This window comes from Pseudomonas sp. ATCC PTA-122608 (genome assembly GCF_001952855.1).
GTDB lineage: Bacteria > Pseudomonadota > Gammaproteobacteria > Pseudomonadales > Pseudomonadaceae > Aquipseudomonas.
The window spans coordinates 34920-52017 of record NZ_LPNO01000029.1 but is presented as its reverse complement, the minus strand read 5'-3'; the positions used below and the strand labels follow the sequence as shown (position 1 = coordinate 52017).

Sequence of the window (17098 nt, the reverse complement as noted above, 5' to 3'; positions counted from 1 at the left end):
CCCAGTTGCGCAAGATCATCAAGACGCGAGGCCACTTCCCAACGGATGAGTCCGCGACAAAGCTAATCTGGCTGGCATTGCGAAATATCACCGCGAATTGGGGCAGTGCAGCTCATGATTGGAAGAGCGCGATGAATCAATTTGCGATTCTGTACGGAGATCGATTTATCAGGCCGACCTGGTAAAGCTAGGCCTGCCTGACGGCAGGCCGTAACCGGCCCGAACACAAAAAATCTGACACTCTCGTTTGCCAAAAGTGACCCGCTGTAAGAGCGGAACCCTAAGCGGCCGTTACCTAAATAACGGATATGTACTCCAAAAACTCACACCCAGAAACAATTCCCCCCGCATTCCGCCGCAAACAAAACTGTTCCCATGACGCGCACGTAACCCCCGCCTGTGACCTTTCTCTACGGCAACGTGCCATCACCGCAAATGCAGTTACCCCGCTACACACTCAAACCCTGAAAAATCACGCACCATTTTCGCGCAGCGATTTCCTACCCCGCCCTTTCCTGGATCAGAATCCACGGCGAAACCACCACCGCCCACAAGCTAGGATCCCGCTCAACCAGGTCCAATGCCCGCGTCGCAGACACCTCGCCAAGACTCCCCGCAGCCAGCCAGGCAGCGACTTTCTCACGGTTATCCTCAGCCATACCCTCAGCGGCCGCGATCAAATCCAGCCCGGCGTCGACCCACAATAGGGCACCCTTGGCAAAGAACGGCTCAAGCTCCTTCCAGGAAATTTCGGCGGTTTCACCAAGCAGCTTGGCATAGAGGGTGCTAGGTTCTTGCGTCATGGGAGTTCACCTGAAGAAAAAATCGGCGCAATCATACCGTCGAGCACCAGGCAGAAAAACCCAGTTGCAAATGAGGCACCGAACGAAAGTGTCAGGAAAGCCAAGGATTGCCCGAAACTCTGGCATCACCCCGCCGCAATTCTGTCTTTTTCTTTCATTTAAGCGACACACCCGGGTTTTGCCCCTAGCAGCCAGCTTTTCAAGCGATCAACCGGCGCTCTACACTGTACCGGTACAGTTGCCAGGCCGCTGCCGGGGGATATCCGAGATATCTGATCCGGTTCTGCAGCTCACAAGGCCGCTAGAACTATAAAAAATACAACAGTAAGAGTGGAGCACTATGAATAAGGCTACTAAGCAGATTTCCAAACTGTTTGCCGCTATGGTCCTGGCCGGGGTTGCCAGCCATTCGTTCGCAGCTGACACCATCAAGATCGGTATTGCCGGCCCTAAAACCGGCCCTGTGACCCAATACGGCGACATGCAGTTCATGGGCGCCAAACAGGCTATCGCCGACATCAACGCCAAGGGCGGCGTCGATGGCAAAATGCTCGAAGCCAAAGAATACGACGACGCTTGCGATCCAAAACAAGCCGTGGCCGTAGCCAACAAAGTGGTCAACGACGGCGTCAAGTTCGTGGTCGGTCACCTTTGCTCCAGCTCCACTCAGCCAGCATCCGACATCTACGAAGACGAAGGCGTGATCATGATCACCCCGGCAGCCACCAGCCCGGAAATCACTTCCCGTGGCTACAAGCTGATCTTCCGTACCATCGGCCTGGACAGCGCCCAGGGCCCTGCCGCCGGCAACTACATCGCCGACCACGTGAAGCCGAAAGTCGTAGCCGTTATCCACGACAAGCAGCAGTACGGTGAGGGCATCGCCACCGCCGTCAAGCAGACCCTCGAGAAGAAAGGCGTGAAAGTTGCCCTCTTCGAAGGCATCAACGCTGGCGACAAAGACTTCGGCTCGCTGATTCAGAAGCTCAAGCAAGCCAACGTCGACTTCGTCTACTACGGCGGCTACCACCCTGAGCTGGGCCTGATCCTGCGCCAAGCCAAGGAAAAAGGCGTGAACGCCAAGTTCATGGGCCCGGAAGGCGTCGGCAACGACTCCATCTCGCAAATCGCCCAGGGCGCTTCCGAAGGCCTGCTGGTCACCCTGCCGAAGTCGTTCGACACCGATCCTGCCAACAAGGCAATCGTTGAAGAGTTCGCCAAGAACAAGCAGGACCCAACCGGTCCGTTCGTGTTCCCGGCCTACTCGGCTGTTGAAGTGATCGCCGGCGGTATCGCTGCCGCGAAAAGCGAAGACACCGCCAAAGTGGCTGCTGCCATTCACGCCGGTACCTTCAAGACCCCGACCGGCGACCTGAGCTTCGACGCCAAGGGCGACCTGAAGGACTTCAAGTTCGTGGTCTACGAATGGCACTTCGGCAAACCAAAAACCGAAGTTTCCCCTCAGTAAGCCAGACGTTACTGGTCAACAAGCCCACTGTGCAAGCAGTGGGCTTTGTTTTACGAGGTTTATGGGCCTGACACCCGCGATCCGGGAGTGGGTTCACCTGAAAATCTTAAAACCGTCACCAGCGGTTCGCTGGCAAACGCTTTGTGCAACCTGATCACAGAACAGGGCACCGAGCCGGAAATTGACTCCACCAGTGAAATGCGTATCGGGTTTTTAGGAGCGCTGTAATGCCTGAGATCTATCATTTTTTCCAAACGCTGGTTAACGGCATGACCGTTGGCAGCACCTATGCCTTGATAGCCATTGGCTACACAATGGTTTACGGCATCATTGGAATGATTAACTTCGCCCATGGCGAGGTGTACATGATTGGTTCCTACGTGGCCTTCATCGCCCTTGCCGGGCTGGCCATGATGGGTATCCACTCCCTGCCGCTGTTGATGACCGCTGCGTTCCTGGCGTCCATCGTCGTAACCAGTGCCTATGGCTACAGTATCGAACGCGTGGCGTACCGCCCCTTGCGTGGCAGCAACCGCTTGATCCCGCTGATCTCTGCGATCGGCATGTCGATTTTCCTGCAGAACACCGTATTGCTGTCCCAGGATTCCAAGGACAAATCCATTCCCAACCTGATCCCGGGGAGCTTCTCCTTCGGCCCAGGTGGCGCACAAGAAGTGCTGATTTCCTACATGCAGGTCCTGGTCTTCGTCGTCACCCTGGTGGCAATGCTCGGCCTGACCCTGTTCATCTCCCGCTCCCGTCTGGGGCGCGCCTGCCGGGCCTGCGCCGAAGACATCAAGATGGCCAACCTGTTGGGCATCAACACCAACAACATCATCGCCCTGACCTTCGTCATCGGTGCCGCACTGGCGGCTGTCGCCGCTGTATTGCTGAGCATGCAGTATGGCGTGATCAACCCCAACGCCGGTTTCCTGGTGGGCCTCAAGGCTTTCACCGCAGCGGTATTGGGCGGCATCGGCAGCATTCCGGGTGCGATGCTCGGCGGGCTGGTGCTGGGGGTGGCGGAAGCCTTTGGCGCCGATGTGTTCGGTGACCAGTACAAGGACGTGGTGGCATTCGGTCTATTGGTTCTGGTGCTGTTGTTCCGGCCGACCGGCATTCTGGGCCGTCCGGAGGTTGAGAAAGTATGAGCAGATATCTTAAATCGGCGTTTTTCAGCGCCTTGCTGGTGTGGGCCGTGGCCTTTCCGGTACTCGGGCTCAAACTGAGCATTGTCGGGATCAACCTCGAAGTGCATGGCACCGGCCCGGTGACATTGACCATCATTGCCCTGTGCTCGGTGCTGATGTTCCTGCGCGTGCTGTTCACCCAGCAGGTCGGGGCACTCCTCAAGTCCAACCGTGGGCCGTTGGTTTCGCCCAAGGTCAGCCAGTTCCTGACCCTGCCGCGCACCCAGCGCTACATCATCATCGGCCTGATCGTGGCCGCGTTGATCTGGCCGTTCTTCGGTTCCCGGGGTGCGGTGGATATCGCAACGCTGATCCTGATCTACGTGCTGCTGGGCCTGGGCCTGAACATTGTGGTGGGTCTGGCCGGCTTGCTCGACCTGGGCTATGTGGGCTTCTATGCGGTGGGTGCCTACACCTACGCGCTGCTCTCGCATTACCTGGGCTGGGGCTTCTGGATCTGCCTGCCACTGGCCGGCATGGCGGCGGCCACATTTGGCTTCCTGCTGGGCTTCCCGGTACTGCGCTTGCGCGGTGACTATCTGGCGATCGTGACCCTGGGTTTCGGTGAAATCATCCGTCTGTTCCTGCGTAACCTCACCGATATCACCGGCGGGCCCAATGGCATCAGCAGCATTCCCAAGCCAACGTTCTTCGGGCTGACGTTCGACCGCACCGCAGCCGAAGGCATGCAGACTTTCCACGAGTACTTCGGGCTGGATTACAACCCGGTGAGCAAAGTGGTGTTCCTGTACCTGGTGGCGCTGTTGCTGGCACTGGCCGCATTGTTCGTGATCAACCGTCTGCTGCGCATGCCAATCGGCCGTGCGTGGGAAGCGCTGCGCGAAGATGAAATCGCCTGCCGTGCATTAGGCATGAACCCGACCGTCATCAAACTTTCGGCATTCACCCTCGGGGCAACCTTCGCCGGTTTCGCAGGCAGCTTCTTCGCCGCTCGCCAAGGTTTGGTGACCCCGGAGTCGTTCACCTTCATCGAGTCGGCAATCATCCTTGCCATCGTGGTGCTGGGCGGCATGGGCTCGCAGCTGGGTGTGATCCTCGCGGCGATCGTGATGATCCTGCTGCCGGAAATGATGCGTGAGTTCAGCGAATACCGCATGTTGATGTTCGGCGCCATGATGGTGCTGATGATGATCTGGCGTCCTCAAGGCCTGCTGCCCATGCAACGTCCACACATGGAGCTGCGCAAATGAGCCGCGAGATCCTGAAAGTCGAAAATTTGAGCATGCGCTTCGGCGGTTTGCTCGCGGTCAACGGCGTGGCCCTGACCGTACAAGAGAAGCAGGTCGTGGCCCTGATCGGCCCCAACGGCGCCGGCAAGACCACGGTGTTCAATTGCCTGACCGGCTTCTACAAGCCAAGCGGCGGCAGCATCCTGCTGGATGGCCAGCCGATCCAGGGCCTGGCCGGCCACGAAATCGCCCGCAAGGGCGTGGTGCGTACCTTCCAGAACGTGCGGTTGTTCAAGGACATGACAGCGGTCGAGAACCTGTTGATCGCCCAGCATCGTCACCTGAACACCAACTTCTTTGCCGGCCTGTTCAAGACCCCGTCGTTCCGCAAGAGCGAACGCGAGGCCATGGAATACGCCGCGTACTGGCTGGACAAGGTCAACCTCACCGAGTTTGCCAACCGCCCTGCCGGTACCCTGGCCTACGGTCAGCAACGTCGCCTGGAAATCGCTCGCTGCATGATGACCCGTCCGCGGATCCTGATGCTCGACGAACCGGCCGCCGGCCTGAACCCAAAGGAAACCGAAGACCTCAAGGCGCTGATCAGTGTGTTGCGTGAAGAAAACAACGCCACCGTGCTGCTGATCGAACACGACATGAAACTGGTCATGAGCATTTCCGACCATATCGTCGTGATCAACCAGGGCACGCCACTGGCCGACGGAACGCCGGAGCAGATCCGCGACAACCCGGCCGTGATCAAAGCCTATTTGGGGGAAGCGTAAAATGCTGCAATTCGAAAACGTTTCCACTTTCTACGGCAAGATCCAGGCGCTCCACAACGTCAACGTCGAAGTGCGCCAGGGCGAGATCGTCACCCTGATCGGGGCCAACGGTGCCGGTAAATCCACGCTGCTGATGACCTTGTGCGGTTCGCCCCAGGCTCATAGCGGCAGCATCCGCTACATGGGTGAGGAACTGGTGGGCCAGGCCTCCTCCGAGATCATGCGCAAGAGCATTGCCGTGGTTCCGGAAGGTCGCCGGGTGTTTGCCCGCCTGACCGTGGAAGAGAACCTCGCCATGGGCGGGTTCTTTACCGACAAGGGCGATTACCAGGAGCAGATGGACAAGGTGCTGCACCTGTTCCCGCGGCTCAAGGAACGCTTCAGCCAGCGCGGCGGCACCATGTCCGGCGGCGAACAGCAAATGCTCGCCATCGGCCGTGCGCTGATGAGCAAGCCCAAGTTGTTGCTGCTGGACGAACCGTCCCTGGGCCTGGCGCCGATCATCATCCAGCAGATCTTCGACATCATCGAACAACTGCGTAAGGACGGTGTAACGGTGTTCCTCGTGGAGCAGAACGCCAACCAGGCACTGAAGATCGCCGACCGCGCCTATGTGCTGGAAAACGGCCGGGTGGTGATGCAGGGCAGCGGCGAACAATTGCTGACCGATCCGAAAGTGCGTGAGGCTTACTTGGGCGGTTGATGCCCATCTGGCTAATGTATGAGCGGGCTTTTGTGGGAGCGGGCTTGCTCGCGAAGGCGGTGGATCAGCCAACTTATTGGGTGACTGACTCACTGCCTTCGCGAGCAAGCCCGCTCCCACATTTGTTTTGTGTGACCAAAGGCTTTGGCGAAATCTGAAATTATTTTCCCCAGGTTTGTAACGAATCCCTTCCCCTTATCTCTAGTGGTGTAAGCAGGCAACTACGCTTGCCAACTCAACCCACTGCTGGAGATACACCATGACTACCAAAACCCGTTCGCTGTCCGCTGCCACCCTCGTCCTGGCCCTGGGTTCGGCCCTGAGTCTGTCCGCCCTGACCTCCACCGCCCACGCCGCCGATGACATGCAAAAATGCTTCGGTGTGGCCGAAGCCGGCAAAAACGATTGCGCTGCAGGCGCCGGCACTTCCTGCGCCGGCACCTCGAAGGTCAAGGACCAAGCCAACGCCTGGAAACTGGTCCCGGCCGGCACCTGCCTGAAAACCCCAAGCGCCACCTCGCCAACCGGCTTCGGCCAGGAAGCCGCCTTCACCGCCAAGTCCTGAATCCCTGCGCAGCCTGAGTACTGACGATGACGCTTGCATGCACCTATTCCATCTCCCAGGCTCAGGCGCCCGGCCTCCCCTATCGGGCCGGGCTGGGGCTCAAGAGCGAGCACTTCAGCGAAGTCCTCGAGACTGCCCCCGACATCGGTTTTTTCGAAGTCCACGCCGAAAACTACATGGTGGCCGGCGGACCTTTCCATCACTACCTGGGCTTGATCCGCGAACGATACCCGCTGTCGCTGCACGGTGTAGGCCTGTCCATCGGCGGCGAAGGTCCGCTGAACGATGAGCACTTGATGCGCTTGGCCGCGCTGATCGAACGCTATCAACCCCACTCGTTTTCCGAACACCTGGCCTGGTCCAGCCACGGCCCGGTGTTTCTCAATGATTTGCTGCCGCTGGCGTATGACGATCAAACCCTGAAGCGGGTGTGCGAACACATCGACCAGGTGCAAACCCGCCTGCAACGGCCAATGCTGCTGGAGAACCCGTCGACCTACCTGCAGTTCCAGCGTTCCACCCTGGAAGAGACCGACTTCATCAGCGAAGCGATCCGCCGCACCGGCTGCGGGCTGCTGCTGGACGTCAACAATGTGTATGTGTCATGCATCAACCATCAGCAAGATCCGCTGAAGTACATCGATGCCTTGCCGCTGCACGCCGTGGGCGAGATTCATCTGGCAGGGTTTGCCGAAGACACCGACAGCCTCGGTGATCGCTTGCTGATTGATGATCACGGCGCGCCGATCGACAACGCGGTATGGCAGCTCTACCAACAGGTCCTTGCGCGCACCGGGCCGGTCGCCACGCTGATCGAGCGCGACAACCAGGTGCCGGCGTTCAGCGTGCTGCACGCCGAGGCCCGCGAGGCCGAACGGTTTCTGCTGGAGGTGCGCGCATGAGCGGCCAGGATGTATTTGCCAGCGCCCTGCTGTCGCCCGACGAAAGCTGCCCGCAAGGGGTGTTCAGCCGTAACGGCGCCGATCCGGCCAGTCGTTTTGCGGTGTACCGCAACAATGTCCACAGCTCGCTGATCAACGCCCTGGCCGCCGGCTACCCGGTCACCCTGCAACTGGTGGGCGATGAATTTTTTCGGGCGATGGCTGGCTTGTATGTCCAGGATTTCCCACCGACCAGTCCGCTGATCAATGAGTACGGCGGCGACCTGGCTGACTTTATCCAGGGCTTCGCCCCCGCCGCCAGCGTGCCCTACCTGGCTGACGTGGCGCGCCTGGAGCGGCTGCGGGTCAGAGCCTACCACGCGGCAGACGCAACACCACTGGATCAGCAGGAGGTCATCTCCACCCTGCAACAACCGTCAGACCTGGGCGAACTGCGCCTGCAACTGCATCCATCCCTGGCCACCCTGAACTCGGCCTACGCCGTGGTGGCGTTATGGGCTGCGCACCAGACGGGCGAATCCCTCGCCACTCTAGACCCCTTCCATGCTCAAAGCGCGCTGGTACTGCGCAACGGCCTGCACGTGCAGGTATTTCACATCGACAGCGGCGCAGCGGCGTTTATCAACAGCCTGAACAACGGTTGGCCGCTGGAAATGGCCGTGGCCTACGCCCTCGATGCGGCCGCCGAATTTGACCTGCACCACTGCCTGGCCCTGCTGGTCGGCCACGGCGCCATCACCCACTTGCACACAGAACCCAAGGTATCGCCATGAACGCCGCCGCTCCCGGGCTGATCCAACGGATCATCCAGCTCTTCGAGAAAATCCCCTACAGCCTGATCGCCTTCGTCGCACGCTTCTCTATTGCAGCAGTGTTCTGGAAATCCGGCCAGACCAAGGTCGAAGGCTTCGCCGTAGACCTGATCGGCGGCACGTTCCAACTGGGCTGGCCGCACTTGGCGCCGTCCACCCTGCCGCTGTTTCGCAGCGAATACCACGTGCCACTGCTGTCAGCGGAAGTCGCAGCGCATATGGCCGCGTTCGCCGAACATTTCTTCCCCGTGCTGATCCTGGTGGGGTTTGCCACACGGTTCTCGGCGCTGGCGTTGCTGGGCATGACCCTGACCATCCAGCTGTTCGTCTACCCGGACGCTTACCCAACCCACGGCACCTGGATCGCGCTGCTGTTGCTGTTGATGGCCAAGGGGCCAGGCTGCTTCTCCATTGATCACCTGATTGCGCGACGCTTGCGCTAAAGGCGGTCCAGGGCCTCGCCGCTGCGCTTGAACCAGCCCACCAGATAATCCGCCAGGACCTGAGTGCGGCGCGGCAGGCCGCCCTGATACGGATGGACGAGGTACATCGGCATGCTGCGGGTCTGATAATCCCGCAGGAGCCAACGCAGGCGCCCGTCAGCCAATTCAGTGTGCAACACGTAGGAAGGCAAACGCGCGATGCCTGCGCCCACCAGCGCCGCCTTCTTCAGCAAGTTGTAATGGTTGGAAGCAAAGGTCCCGGATACGCGAACCCGTAGCAGCTCATGTTGCTGGTGATACAGCCACTCTTCACGGCCGCTGTAGTGGCTGTTCAGCAAGCAGTTGTGGCCCACCAGTTCCGCCGGTGTCAGCGGCTCGCCGTGCTGTTCCAGATAAGCCGGGCTGGCGCAGGTCATCTCGTGCCAGGCCAGTAACGGCTTGGCCACCAGTCGCTCGTCGTTGGCGACTTCGGAGCGTACCGCCAGGTCAAAACCGTCCCGCGCCAGGTCTCGATACTGGTTGTTGAGCTCCAGTTCGATCTGCACCTGCGGGTACTCCCGGGAAAACTCCAGCAATAAACCATCAAAGAAGGTTTCACCCAGGGAAACCGGAACCGTCATACGCACCGGGCCGACCAAATCGTCCTTGAGCCTGGCCAGTGCCTGACGTGCCCGCTCCACCTGCACCACCAACGCCTGGGCCTGCGGCAACAGCGCCGCCCCCGCCGCCGTCAGGCTCAAACGGCGCGTGGTGCGATGCAACAACACCACCGAAAACTGTGCCTCCAACTGGCTGATGCGCTTGGACAGTTGACCCTTGCTGCAGCCCAACTGCTGGGCCGCCAGGGTAAAGCTGCCAGCTTCGATCAACACCGCAAACGCCGCCAGGTCATCCATTTCGCTCATGGATTGTTTCCATTTGAAAACCAAAGGTTGCCTATTAGTGCACTTATCCGCGCAAAAAATCACTCTAGACTGAAACCTCACCTACACATCTGGAGGAAGGCACGATGAAAATCCTGTTGATTGGCGCAAGCGGCACCGTGGGTTCGGCGGTCAAGGCAGAACTGTCCCAGCGGCATGAAGTGATCAGCATCGGTCGCAAGAGTGGCGACTTCCAGGTCGACATCAGCGACAGCGCCTCGATCCGCAAACTGTTCGAACAGACCGGCAAGTTCGACGCACTGATCTGCGCCGCCGGCAGCGTCAACTTCGTGCCCCTGGGCGAAATGAGCGCAACCGATTTTGACCTGGGCCTGCAAGACAAGCTGATGGGCCAGGTGAACCTGTTGCTGATTGGCCGCGAGTTCGCCAATGACGGTGCGTCGTTCACCTTCACCAGCGGCATTCTCAACCGCGATCCGATTCGCACCGGTGCTTCGGCGGCCCTGGTCAACGGCGCGCTGGATGCATTCGTGAAAGCTGCAGCGATCGAACTGCCGCGCGGCCTGCGTATCAACTCGGTGAGTCCGACCGTGCTGCTGGAAGCCATGGGCAGCTACGCGCCGTACTTCCGTGGTTACAAACCGGCTCCGGGTGCAGACGTGGCGCTGGCCTACGCGAAAAGCGTGGAAGGTTTGCAAACGGGGCAGACGTTTATCGTTGGCTAAAGTAGTACGGACCAGCTTGTCGTGGCGAGGGGGCTTGTCCCCCGTTGGGCTGCGCAGCAGCCCCAAAATCTACGGACCTTGTTCTTCCTGAAGGAACGCAGTGATTTTACGGGGCTGCTACGCAGCCCAACGGGGGACAAGCCCCCTCGCCACAGTCAATTCAACCTGTGTCCCGGGCTTGTGATGCATCGCCAGCCTGCGTAACGTGGCGGCACTTATCAGGAGACCCGATAATGCGTGCCGCCCGTACCCTAGCTTTGTTTGCCCTGTTGCCCCTGTTCGCCGCCTGCCAGATGTTCGAGAACGAGCCGGCCAAACCCTCTCTCGCCGGGCTCACCCGCATGCAGGGCGAGCTGACCGCGCAGGGTGACAAACTGCTGTTCCAGCCCTGCAACGACAAACGCAACTACGTGGTCAACGACACCGGCGGCACCAGCATCCTGCAGGAAGCCGCCTCCCTGGCCGGCCAGCAAGGCGCGTTGTTTGCCGACTTGCGCGGCAAGTTTTCCGGCGTTGCCAGCGGCACCCAGGGTACCGTAGACCTGCAACAGGTGTACCGCGTCGAGCGCTCGACCTCGGCCTGCGATGACCCGAATTTCAAACGTATGATCCTGCGGGCCAACGGCCACAAACCGGCCTGGGCGATGAACGTTACCGCCAAGGGCATGGTGCTGGAGCGTGAAGGCCAGCCACCATTGGCCGTGCCGTATGTGGAAGAACAATCGGGCGACGGACGGTTCAACCTGATGACCGAAGCCAACAACCAGCACATCGAACTCTGGGTGGCCCCGCAACGCTGCGTCGACAGCGTCAGCGGCAGCCTGCAGCACATGTCCGCCGAGCTTCGGGTCAACGGCCAGGTGCAGCGCGGTTGCGCGTCGTTCGGCGGCTCGCGGGACGACTGATTATCCGCTGCGCTGTTTTAACATGACGGGAAACCGCTGTTGGGGCTTATAATCGCCGGTTTGCAAAACAGCCGGCCTCTTTGCCCGCCGCCTACCGGATTCCTGTCATGTTACGAATCACCGAACTCAAGCTGCCCATCGACCATCCCGAAGAAGACCTGCGGCCTGCCATTGTGCAGCGCCTGGGCATCGCCAGTGATGACCTGCTCGATTTCACCCTGTTCAAACGCAGCTACGACGCCCGCAAGAAATCGTCGGAGCTGTGCTTCATCTACACCATCGACCTGGAAGTCAAAGGCGAGGCGGCCCTGCTGCTCAAGTTCGCCGACGACCGCAACGTCAACCCGGCACCAGACATCAGCTACAAGGTCGTGGGCCATGCGCCGGAAGGCCTGACCGAGCGGCCGATCGTCGTCGGTTTTGGCCCGTGCGGGATCTTCGCCGGGCTGTTGCTGGCGCAGATGGGTTTCAAGCCGATCATCCTCGAACGCGGCCGCGAAGTACGCCAGCGCACCAAGGACACCTGGGGCCTGTGGCGCAAAAACGTGCTGAACCCCGAATCCAACGTGCAGTTTGGTGAAGGCGGCGCCGGGACCTTCTCCGACGGCAAGCTCTACAGCCAGATCAAGGACCCGAAATTTCACGGTCGCAAAGTGCTGCACGAGTTCGTCAAAGCCGGTGCGCCGGACGAAATCCTCTACGTCAGCAAGCCGCACATCGGTACCTTCCGCCTGACCGGCGTGGTGGAAAACATGCGCCAGCAGATCATCGCCCTGGGCGGTGAAGTGCGCTTCGAGCAGCGGGTGACCGACGTGCTGATCGAAGACGGCCAGTTGAATGGCGTGGTGGTGGATGGCGGCGAACAGATCCTGTCGAAACACGTGATCCTGGCCCTCGGCCACAGCGCCCGTGACACCTTCCGCATGCTGCATGGCCGCGGCGTGTACATGGAAGCCAAGCCGTTCTCGGTGGGTTTCCGTATCGAACACCCGCAATCGCTGATCGACGCTGCGCGCCTGGGCAAGTACGCCGGGCACCCGAAACTTGGCGCTGCCGATTACAAACTGGTGCACCACGCGAAGAACGGTCGCTCGGTCTACAGCTTCTGCATGTGCCCGGGCGGCACCGTGGTCGCGGCGACATCCGAGCCGAACCGCGTAGTGACCAACGGCATGAGCCAATACTCGCGCAACGAGCGCAACGCCAACTCCGGGATCGTGGTGGGCATCACCCCGGAAGTCGATTACCCGGGCGGCCCGCTGGCCGGGATCGAGTTGCAGGAGCGCCTGGAATCCCACGCGTTCATCCTCGGTGGCAGCAACTACGAAGCGCCGGCGCAGCTGGTCGGTGATTTTATTGCCGGCAAGCCGTCCACCGCCGTCGGTACCGTGGAACCGTCCTACAAGCCAGGGGTGGCCATGGGCGACCTGGCCCTGGCGTTACCGGACTTTGCCATCGAAGCGATCCGCGAAGCGCTGCCTGCGTTCGAGAAACAGATCAAGGGCTACTCGCTGCACGACGCGGTGCTGACCGGGATCGAGACCCGCACTTCATCGCCGCTGCGGATTACCCGTAACGACTCGATGCAGAGCCTGAACGTAAAAGGCCTGTTCCCGGCGGGCGAAGGTGCCGGTTATGCCGGTGGGATTTTGTCGGCAGGTGTCGACGGGATTCGGATTGCCGAAGCGTTGGCGCGGGATATGTTGGGTATCGAAGCTTAACCACTGCGCTGAAAACGCAGCAGATCAAATGTGGGAGCGGGCTTGCTCGCGAAAACGGTGGATCAGCCGAATGATGTATTGGCTGACACACCGCATTCGCGAGCAAGCCCGCTCCCACAATGGTTATGCGGTGTTTAAATATTGGCGCGCAACACGCTATCTGGCAGCGCCTCTCCCCGCTCGACACTCGCCGCAACGGCCGCAATCAAACCCTCAAGCTCATACCCCTGCCCTGCCAACCAGGCCTGATCGTAATAGGTCGTGGCATAGCGCTCCCCACCGTCGCACAAGATCGCCACAATCGAGCCCGACTCTCCCGCCGCTTTCATCTGCTGTGCCGCGATCAACGCGCCGATCAGGTTGGTGCCGCTGGACCCGCCCACTCGCCGCCCCAAACGCTGCGCCAGGTAATGCATGGCCGCCAGGGACAGCGCGTCCGGCACCTTGACCATCGCATCAATCACCTTGGGCAAGAACGACGCCTCTACCCGTGGCCGACCAATACCTTCAATGCGTGAACCACACTCCAGACGCAGGCTGGCATCGCCGCTCAGGTAGTAATCGAAAAACACCGAACGCTCCGCATCCGCGCACAACACCCGGGTGCAGTGCTGGCGATAACGCACATAACGTCCCAACGTCGCCGTGGTACCACCCGTACCAGGGCTGGAAATCAGCCAGCTCGGCTCCGGGTAACGCTCAAAGCGCAGTTGCTGAAAGATCGATTCGGCAATGTTGTTGTTGGCGCGCCAGTCGGTGGCGCGTTCGGCGTAGGTGAACTGGTCCATAAAGTGGCCGCCGCTTTCCTGCGCCAGACGCTCGGATTCGGCGTAGATCTGCGTCGGATCCTGTACCAGATGGCTCTTTCCACCGTAGAACGCGATCTGCGCAATCTTTTCCTGGGAGGTGGTGGCCGGCATCACCGCAATAAACGGCAAGCCCAACAGCCGGGCGAAGTACGCCTCGGAAATCGCCGTGGAGCCGCTGGACGCCTCGATCACCGGAGCGCCAGGTTTGAGCCAGCCATTGCACAACGCATAGAGAAACAACGAACGCGCCAACCGGTGTTTCAGGCTGCCGGTGGGATGGCTGGACTCATCCTTGAAATACAGTTCGATGCCCGGCAAACCCGGCAACGGCAAGGGGATAAGGTGGGTGTCGGCGCTGCGTTGGAAGTCCGCTTCAATAATACGAATGGCTTCGCGGGCCCATTGGCGGTTGTCGCTCATGATCGGTTTCTCTAAGGATTTCAGACTTGATCTTAGGATGTTTCCTACACTCCACACAGATACAGTCATGACTCAATTGGACACACACTTTTCTGAGTTTGACGCTCGAGTGATGAGACCGATCCCTTATAACAAATAAGAATATAACTTTTGTTTTAACAACTAACGGTACGGGTTAGGGTACCCACCTACTGAACTTTGATGGGAGAGCATCCCTTGCCTCTGCGTAGCACTTTCACCCGTTTCTTCCAGCTGGAAGCCGCCAGCGGTCTGCTCCTGATCGCTGCTGCGGCTTTGGCGCTGATCATCAACAACTCACCGCTGTCACACTTTTACGCGAGTTTTCTCGACGTCCCGGTAGTCGCGCAAATTGGCGCGCTGAAAATCGCCAAGCCGGCGCTGCTGTGGATCAATGACGGCCTGATGGCCCTGTTCTTCCTGCTGATCGGCCTTGAGGTAAAACGCGAGCTGCTCGACGGCCAACTGTCCAAACCTTCCCAAGTGGTGCTGCCCGGCGCAGCAGCCATCGGCGGTATGGTCGTGCCGGCGCTGATCTACTGGGCGCTGAACAAGGACAACCCCGCCGCCCTCGGTGGCTGGGCGATCCCCATGGCCACCGACATTGCCTTCGCCCTGGGCGTACTGGCCTTGGTGGGCAAGCGACTGCCGGTGTCGCTGAAGTTGTTCCTGATGACCCTGGCCATCATCGACGACCTTGGCGCGATCATCGTCATTGCCATCTTTTACTCCACCGATCTGTCCGGGGCCTCGTTGGCCGGTGCAGCGGCATGCCTGATCGCGTTGATTGCGATGAACCGGCTCGGTGTGGTCAAGCTGGGCCCCTACATGATTGTCGGGCTGATCCTGTGGGTCTGCGTGCTCAAGAGTGGTGTACACGCCACCCTGGCCGGCGTGACCCTGGCGTTCTGCATCCCGTTGCGCACCAAAAACGCCGAACCTTCGCCGCTGCTGACCCTGGAACATGCACTGCATCCCTGGGTGGCTTACGCGATCCTGCCGCTGTTTGCCTTTGCCAACGCCGGGGTTTCGCTGGCCGGCGTCAATCTGGAAAGCTTCACCCACCACGTACCGATGGGCATCGCCGCCGGCCTGCTGCTGGGCAAGACCATTGGCGTGCTGGGTTTCACCTGGGTCATGGTAAAAACCGGCCTCGCCGCGCTACCCGCTGGCGCCAACTGGGGTCAGGTGTTGGGCGTGGCAATCCTGTGTGGCATCGGCTTCACCATGAGCCTGTTCGTCGGCTCGCTGGCGTTTGTGCCAGGCAGCAGTGAATACGCCGGGATGGACCGGATGGGCATCCTGACAGGGTCGATATTGGCGGCGTTGATCGGGTATGCAGTGACGGCGATGGCCAGTCGCAAGCAGGCACTCGTTCAGGTGTAATCACTTTTGGAGCCGGCTTGCCGGCTCCAACCTCCTCTAGGCCCATTCGGCGCCATCTCACAGAACCGTCCTACATCCACCCTCCGCTGCTTGCCATAACGTCGTGCTCTCGGCTCCAACGCCGGGCGTCGTTAGGCAACACGCCAGGAGGGCACGATGGCAAACAACAAGGATATACCCCAAGTCTGGCGATGCTACGGGACCGGCACGGGCGGTTACCGACGGCTCGAGAACATGAACGAGCGCGAGCTGGCTGAGCGTGATGCCAGGCAGCGAGCCTACGAAGCCATGCTTGCCCAACAGGAGGCCTACGAGGCCAGACGCAAAGTGGAGCCGCCGCCAACGCCATTGCCCATGGTCGGCTGCGTATTCGCAAAGTCCTGCAATCTGCCGGACGCCCTCATCGACTACAACAATCCGTCCGGCTATATACCGCTTGACCCCATAGGAGACTATGGCGAGCACGTGCTGCTGGGTGGCCGTGAAACGGACAGTGAGGGGCTGCTGTCACTCAAAAAAATAAGCGGCAGCGCACTCCCGGCTGGGCTAGGGACATTGGCACTGGGTGGCTCAGCGGTTAGTGGCGCCTCCAGCATCGCAGCGAGTGTTGGAACAGCTGGGGCCGGACTGATGCTTGGGGTTGCAGCCCTCGTCTGGCCCTCCAGCCTGGGCGATAGTGCGCTTTACAGCGACCGTCAACTGCGCTCAATGCCACGGGCACGCACCCGGGCACGCCTGCATATCGAGCAACTTGCTGACGGCACGCTCAAGGGATACGCCTTCTACACCGGGAAAAATCGCGACTGGGAAATGGTTGATGTCGTGCAGTTTGGCCTGCGCGGCACACAGCAGGTCGCGGACTTGGGCGACGGCGTCGAGCTGATCTGGACGCCTGCTGTCGACCCCGCTGACACCCTCGGTATTCCTGCGCTGGAAGCTGCGCCGCAGGCACCGCAAATCTGGGTGTACCCACCGACCGAGAAGGCCGCCAACATCATCGTTGACCCGATTTACCCGCCGCAATACAGGGATTTCATTCTGGTATTTCCAGCGGATTCGGGGGTTCGGCCACTCTACGTGGTGGTCAGCGTCAGACCAGGGGACCATGACTACTATGAGGCCCCTAAAACACTTCCGGCCTTTCCCGACGCAGTAAGGGTTAAACCTAAATCATCCGTTCAAGGTGGAGGAAAAAAGAGAGCAAGGTGGGTCGATAGGAAAGGGAAAATCTACGAATGGGACTATAAAAGCAACGCCGTGGAAAAGTTTGACAGATTTGCGATTCACCTAGGAGAGTTCAACCATATAACGGGCGAGCAGACTGGCCCAGCAAAGCCAGGCAGAACGACCACTCGACAATAGCGAGAAC

Annotated in this window: 18 protein-coding genes and 1 pseudogene; 16 read left to right on the top strand and 3 right to left on the bottom strand. The window is 60.0% G+C overall.

Annotated elements, in window-relative coordinates; all coding sequences use genetic code 11:
* A pseudogene (locus AU074_RS22700) lies at nt 1–185 on the top strand (IS256 family transposase); the annotation flags it as partial.
* A 315-nt stretch (nt 186–500) separates the two neighbouring features.
* On the opposite strand, the gene AU074_RS22695 reads toward AU074_RS22700, so the two are convergent.
* Nucleotides 501–803: a DUF2288 domain-containing protein gene (locus tag AU074_RS22695; protein ID WP_076016608.1), complete on the bottom strand. Its 303-nt coding sequence runs from the start codon at nt 801–803 to the stop codon at nt 501–503.
* Nucleotides 804–1143: 340 nt separating this feature from the next.
* On the opposite strand from AU074_RS22695, the gene AU074_RS22690 reads away from it, so the two are divergent.
* From AU074_RS22690 to AU074_RS22650, 10 genes are all read left to right on the top strand, one after another.
* A complete protein-coding gene (locus AU074_RS22690; protein ID WP_076016607.1) occupies nt 1144–2271 on the top strand; it encodes a branched-chain amino acid ABC transporter substrate-binding protein in 1128 nt (375 codons plus the stop codon).
* Nucleotides 2272–2316: 45 nt separating this feature from the next.
* Nucleotides 2317–2499 carry a hypothetical protein gene (locus tag AU074_RS33635; protein WP_143503643.1) on the top strand — a complete coding sequence of 61 codons (183 nt, stop codon included), beginning with the start codon at nt 2317–2319 and terminating at the stop codon, nt 2497–2499.
* Complete coding sequence (gene livH / locus AU074_RS22685; protein WP_076016606.1) at nt 2499–3422, top strand: high-affinity branched-chain amino acid ABC transporter permease LivH; 924 nt, start codon at nt 2499–2501, stop codon at nt 3420–3422. Before AU074_RS33635 ends, livH begins: the two co-directional genes overlap by 1 nt.
* A complete protein-coding gene (locus AU074_RS22680) occupies nt 3419–4672 on the top strand; it encodes a high-affinity branched-chain amino acid ABC transporter permease LivM (RefSeq protein ID WP_076016605.1) in 1254 nt (417 codons plus the stop codon). Before livH ends, AU074_RS22680 begins: the two co-directional genes overlap by 4 nt.
* Nucleotides 4669–5436 (top strand): high-affinity branched-chain amino acid ABC transporter ATP-binding protein LivG, encoded by a 768-nt coding sequence (gene livG / locus AU074_RS22675; RefSeq protein ID WP_076016604.1) that lies wholly within the window; start codon nt 4669–4671, stop codon nt 5434–5436. Before AU074_RS22680 ends, livG begins: the two co-directional genes overlap by 4 nt.
* Before the next feature lies 1 nt (nt 5437).
* A complete protein-coding gene (locus AU074_RS22670) occupies nt 5438–6139 on the top strand; it encodes an ABC transporter ATP-binding protein (protein ID WP_017479361.1) in 702 nt (233 codons plus the stop codon).
* Nucleotides 6140–6398: 259 nt separating this feature from the next.
* The gene (locus AU074_RS22665; RefSeq protein WP_076016603.1) at nt 6399–6704 is read left to right on the top strand and encodes a DUF2282 domain-containing protein; all 306 of its coding nucleotides are present in this window, start codon (nt 6399–6401) and stop codon (nt 6702–6704) included.
* A gap of 26 nt (nt 6705–6730) precedes the next feature.
* Nucleotides 6731–7606 (top strand): DUF692 domain-containing protein, encoded by an 876-nt coding sequence (locus AU074_RS22660; RefSeq protein WP_076016602.1) that lies wholly within the window; start codon nt 6731–6733, stop codon nt 7604–7606.
* The gene (locus AU074_RS22655) at nt 7603–8379 is read left to right on the top strand and encodes a DUF2063 domain-containing protein (RefSeq protein ID WP_076016601.1); all 777 of its coding nucleotides are present in this window, start codon (nt 7603–7605) and stop codon (nt 8377–8379) included. Before AU074_RS22660 ends, AU074_RS22655 begins: the two co-directional genes overlap by 4 nt.
* Nucleotides 8376–8861 (top strand): DoxX family protein, encoded by a 486-nt coding sequence (locus AU074_RS22650; protein ID WP_076016600.1) that lies wholly within the window; start codon nt 8376–8378, stop codon nt 8859–8861. Before AU074_RS22655 ends, AU074_RS22650 begins: the two co-directional genes overlap by 4 nt.
* Here the strand turns inward: AU074_RS22650 and AU074_RS22645 are convergent.
* Nucleotides 8858–9766 (bottom strand): LysR family transcriptional regulator, encoded by a 909-nt coding sequence (locus AU074_RS22645; protein ID WP_017479366.1) that lies wholly within the window; start codon nt 9764–9766, stop codon nt 8858–8860. The two genes, AU074_RS22650 and AU074_RS22645, sit on opposite strands and share 4 nt — an antisense overlap.
* Nucleotides 9767–9870: 104 nt before the next feature.
* On the opposite strand from AU074_RS22645, the gene AU074_RS22640 reads away from it, so the two are divergent.
* The 3 genes from AU074_RS22640 to AU074_RS22630 all read left to right on the top strand — a co-directional run bounded on the left by AU074_RS22640 (nt 9871) and on the right by AU074_RS22630 (nt 13096).
* Nucleotides 9871–10470, top strand: coding sequence for a short chain dehydrogenase (locus AU074_RS22640; protein ID WP_076016599.1), 600 nt, complete (start codon nt 9871–9873; stop codon nt 10468–10470).
* Nucleotides 10471–10703: 233 nt separating this feature from the next.
* Nucleotides 10704–11375, top strand: a complete 672-nt coding sequence (locus AU074_RS22635) for a COG3650 family protein (RefSeq protein ID WP_076016598.1) — start codon at nt 10704–10706, stop codon at nt 11373–11375.
* A gap of 107 nt (nt 11376–11482) precedes the next feature.
* Nucleotides 11483–13096: an NAD(P)/FAD-dependent oxidoreductase gene (locus AU074_RS22630; protein ID WP_076016597.1), complete on the top strand. Its 1614-nt coding sequence runs from the start codon at nt 11483–11485 to the stop codon at nt 13094–13096.
* 134 nt (nt 13097–13230) lie between these two features.
* Here AU074_RS22630 and AU074_RS22625 read toward each other — a convergent pair whose 3' ends face one another.
* On the bottom strand, nt 13231–14328 hold the full coding sequence (locus AU074_RS22625) for a PLP-dependent cysteine synthase family protein (protein ID WP_173860404.1): 1098 nt from the start codon (nt 14326–14328) through the stop codon (nt 13231–13233).
* Between the two features lie 213 nt (nt 14329–14541).
* On the opposite strand from AU074_RS22625, the gene nhaA reads away from it, so the two are divergent.
* Both nhaA and AU074_RS22615 read left to right on the top strand, forming a co-directional pair.
* The gene (nhaA, locus tag AU074_RS22620) at nt 14542–15729 is read left to right on the top strand and encodes a Na+/H+ antiporter NhaA (protein WP_076016609.1); all 1188 of its coding nucleotides are present in this window, start codon (nt 14542–14544) and stop codon (nt 15727–15729) included.
* Nucleotides 15730–15885: 156 nt separating this feature from the next.
* Nucleotides 15886–17091, top strand: coding sequence for an S-type pyocin domain-containing protein (locus AU074_RS22615; RefSeq protein ID WP_076016595.1), 1206 nt, complete (start codon nt 15886–15888; stop codon nt 17089–17091).
* The last annotated feature ends 7 nt before the right edge of the window (nt 17092–17098 follow it).

Excerpts from the sequence above, each read along its gene's own strand:
- AU074_RS22695 (WP_076016608.1), bottom strand. The coding sequence starts at position 803 with ATGACGCAAGAACCTAGCACCCTCTATGCCAAGCTGCTTGGTGAAACC.
- AU074_RS22690 (WP_076016607.1), top strand. The coding sequence starts at position 1,144 with ATGAATAAGGCTACTAAGCAGATTTCCAAACTGTTTGCCGCTATGGTC.
- livH (WP_076016606.1), top strand. The coding sequence starts at position 2,499 with ATGCCTGAGATCTATCATTTTTTCCAAACGCTGGTTAACGGCATGACC.
- AU074_RS22680 (WP_076016605.1), top strand. The coding sequence starts at position 3,419 with ATGAGCAGATATCTTAAATCGGCGTTTTTCAGCGCCTTGCTGGTGTGG.
- livG (WP_076016604.1), top strand. The coding sequence starts at position 4,669 with ATGAGCCGCGAGATCCTGAAAGTCGAAAATTTGAGCATGCGCTTCGGC.
- AU074_RS22670 (WP_017479361.1), top strand. The coding sequence starts at position 5,438 with ATGCTGCAATTCGAAAACGTTTCCACTTTCTACGGCAAGATCCAGGCG.
- AU074_RS22665 (WP_076016603.1), top strand. The coding sequence starts at position 6,399 with ATGACTACCAAAACCCGTTCGCTGTCCGCTGCCACCCTCGTCCTGGCC.
- AU074_RS22660 (WP_076016602.1), top strand. The coding sequence starts at position 6,731 with ATGACGCTTGCATGCACCTATTCCATCTCCCAGGCTCAGGCGCCCGGC.
- AU074_RS22655 (WP_076016601.1), top strand. The coding sequence starts at position 7,603 with ATGAGCGGCCAGGATGTATTTGCCAGCGCCCTGCTGTCGCCCGACGAA.
- AU074_RS22650 (WP_076016600.1), top strand. The coding sequence starts at position 8,376 with ATGAACGCCGCCGCTCCCGGGCTGATCCAACGGATCATCCAGCTCTTC.
- AU074_RS22645 (WP_017479366.1), bottom strand. The coding sequence starts at position 9,766 with ATGAGCGAAATGGATGACCTGGCGGCGTTTGCGGTGTTGATCGAAGCT.
- AU074_RS22640 (WP_076016599.1), top strand. The coding sequence starts at position 9,871 with ATGAAAATCCTGTTGATTGGCGCAAGCGGCACCGTGGGTTCGGCGGTC.
- AU074_RS22635 (WP_076016598.1), top strand. The coding sequence starts at position 10,704 with ATGCGTGCCGCCCGTACCCTAGCTTTGTTTGCCCTGTTGCCCCTGTTC.
- AU074_RS22630 (WP_076016597.1), top strand. The coding sequence starts at position 11,483 with ATGTTACGAATCACCGAACTCAAGCTGCCCATCGACCATCCCGAAGAA.
- AU074_RS22615 (WP_076016595.1), top strand. The coding sequence starts at position 15,886 with ATGGCAAACAACAAGGATATACCCCAAGTCTGGCGATGCTACGGGACC.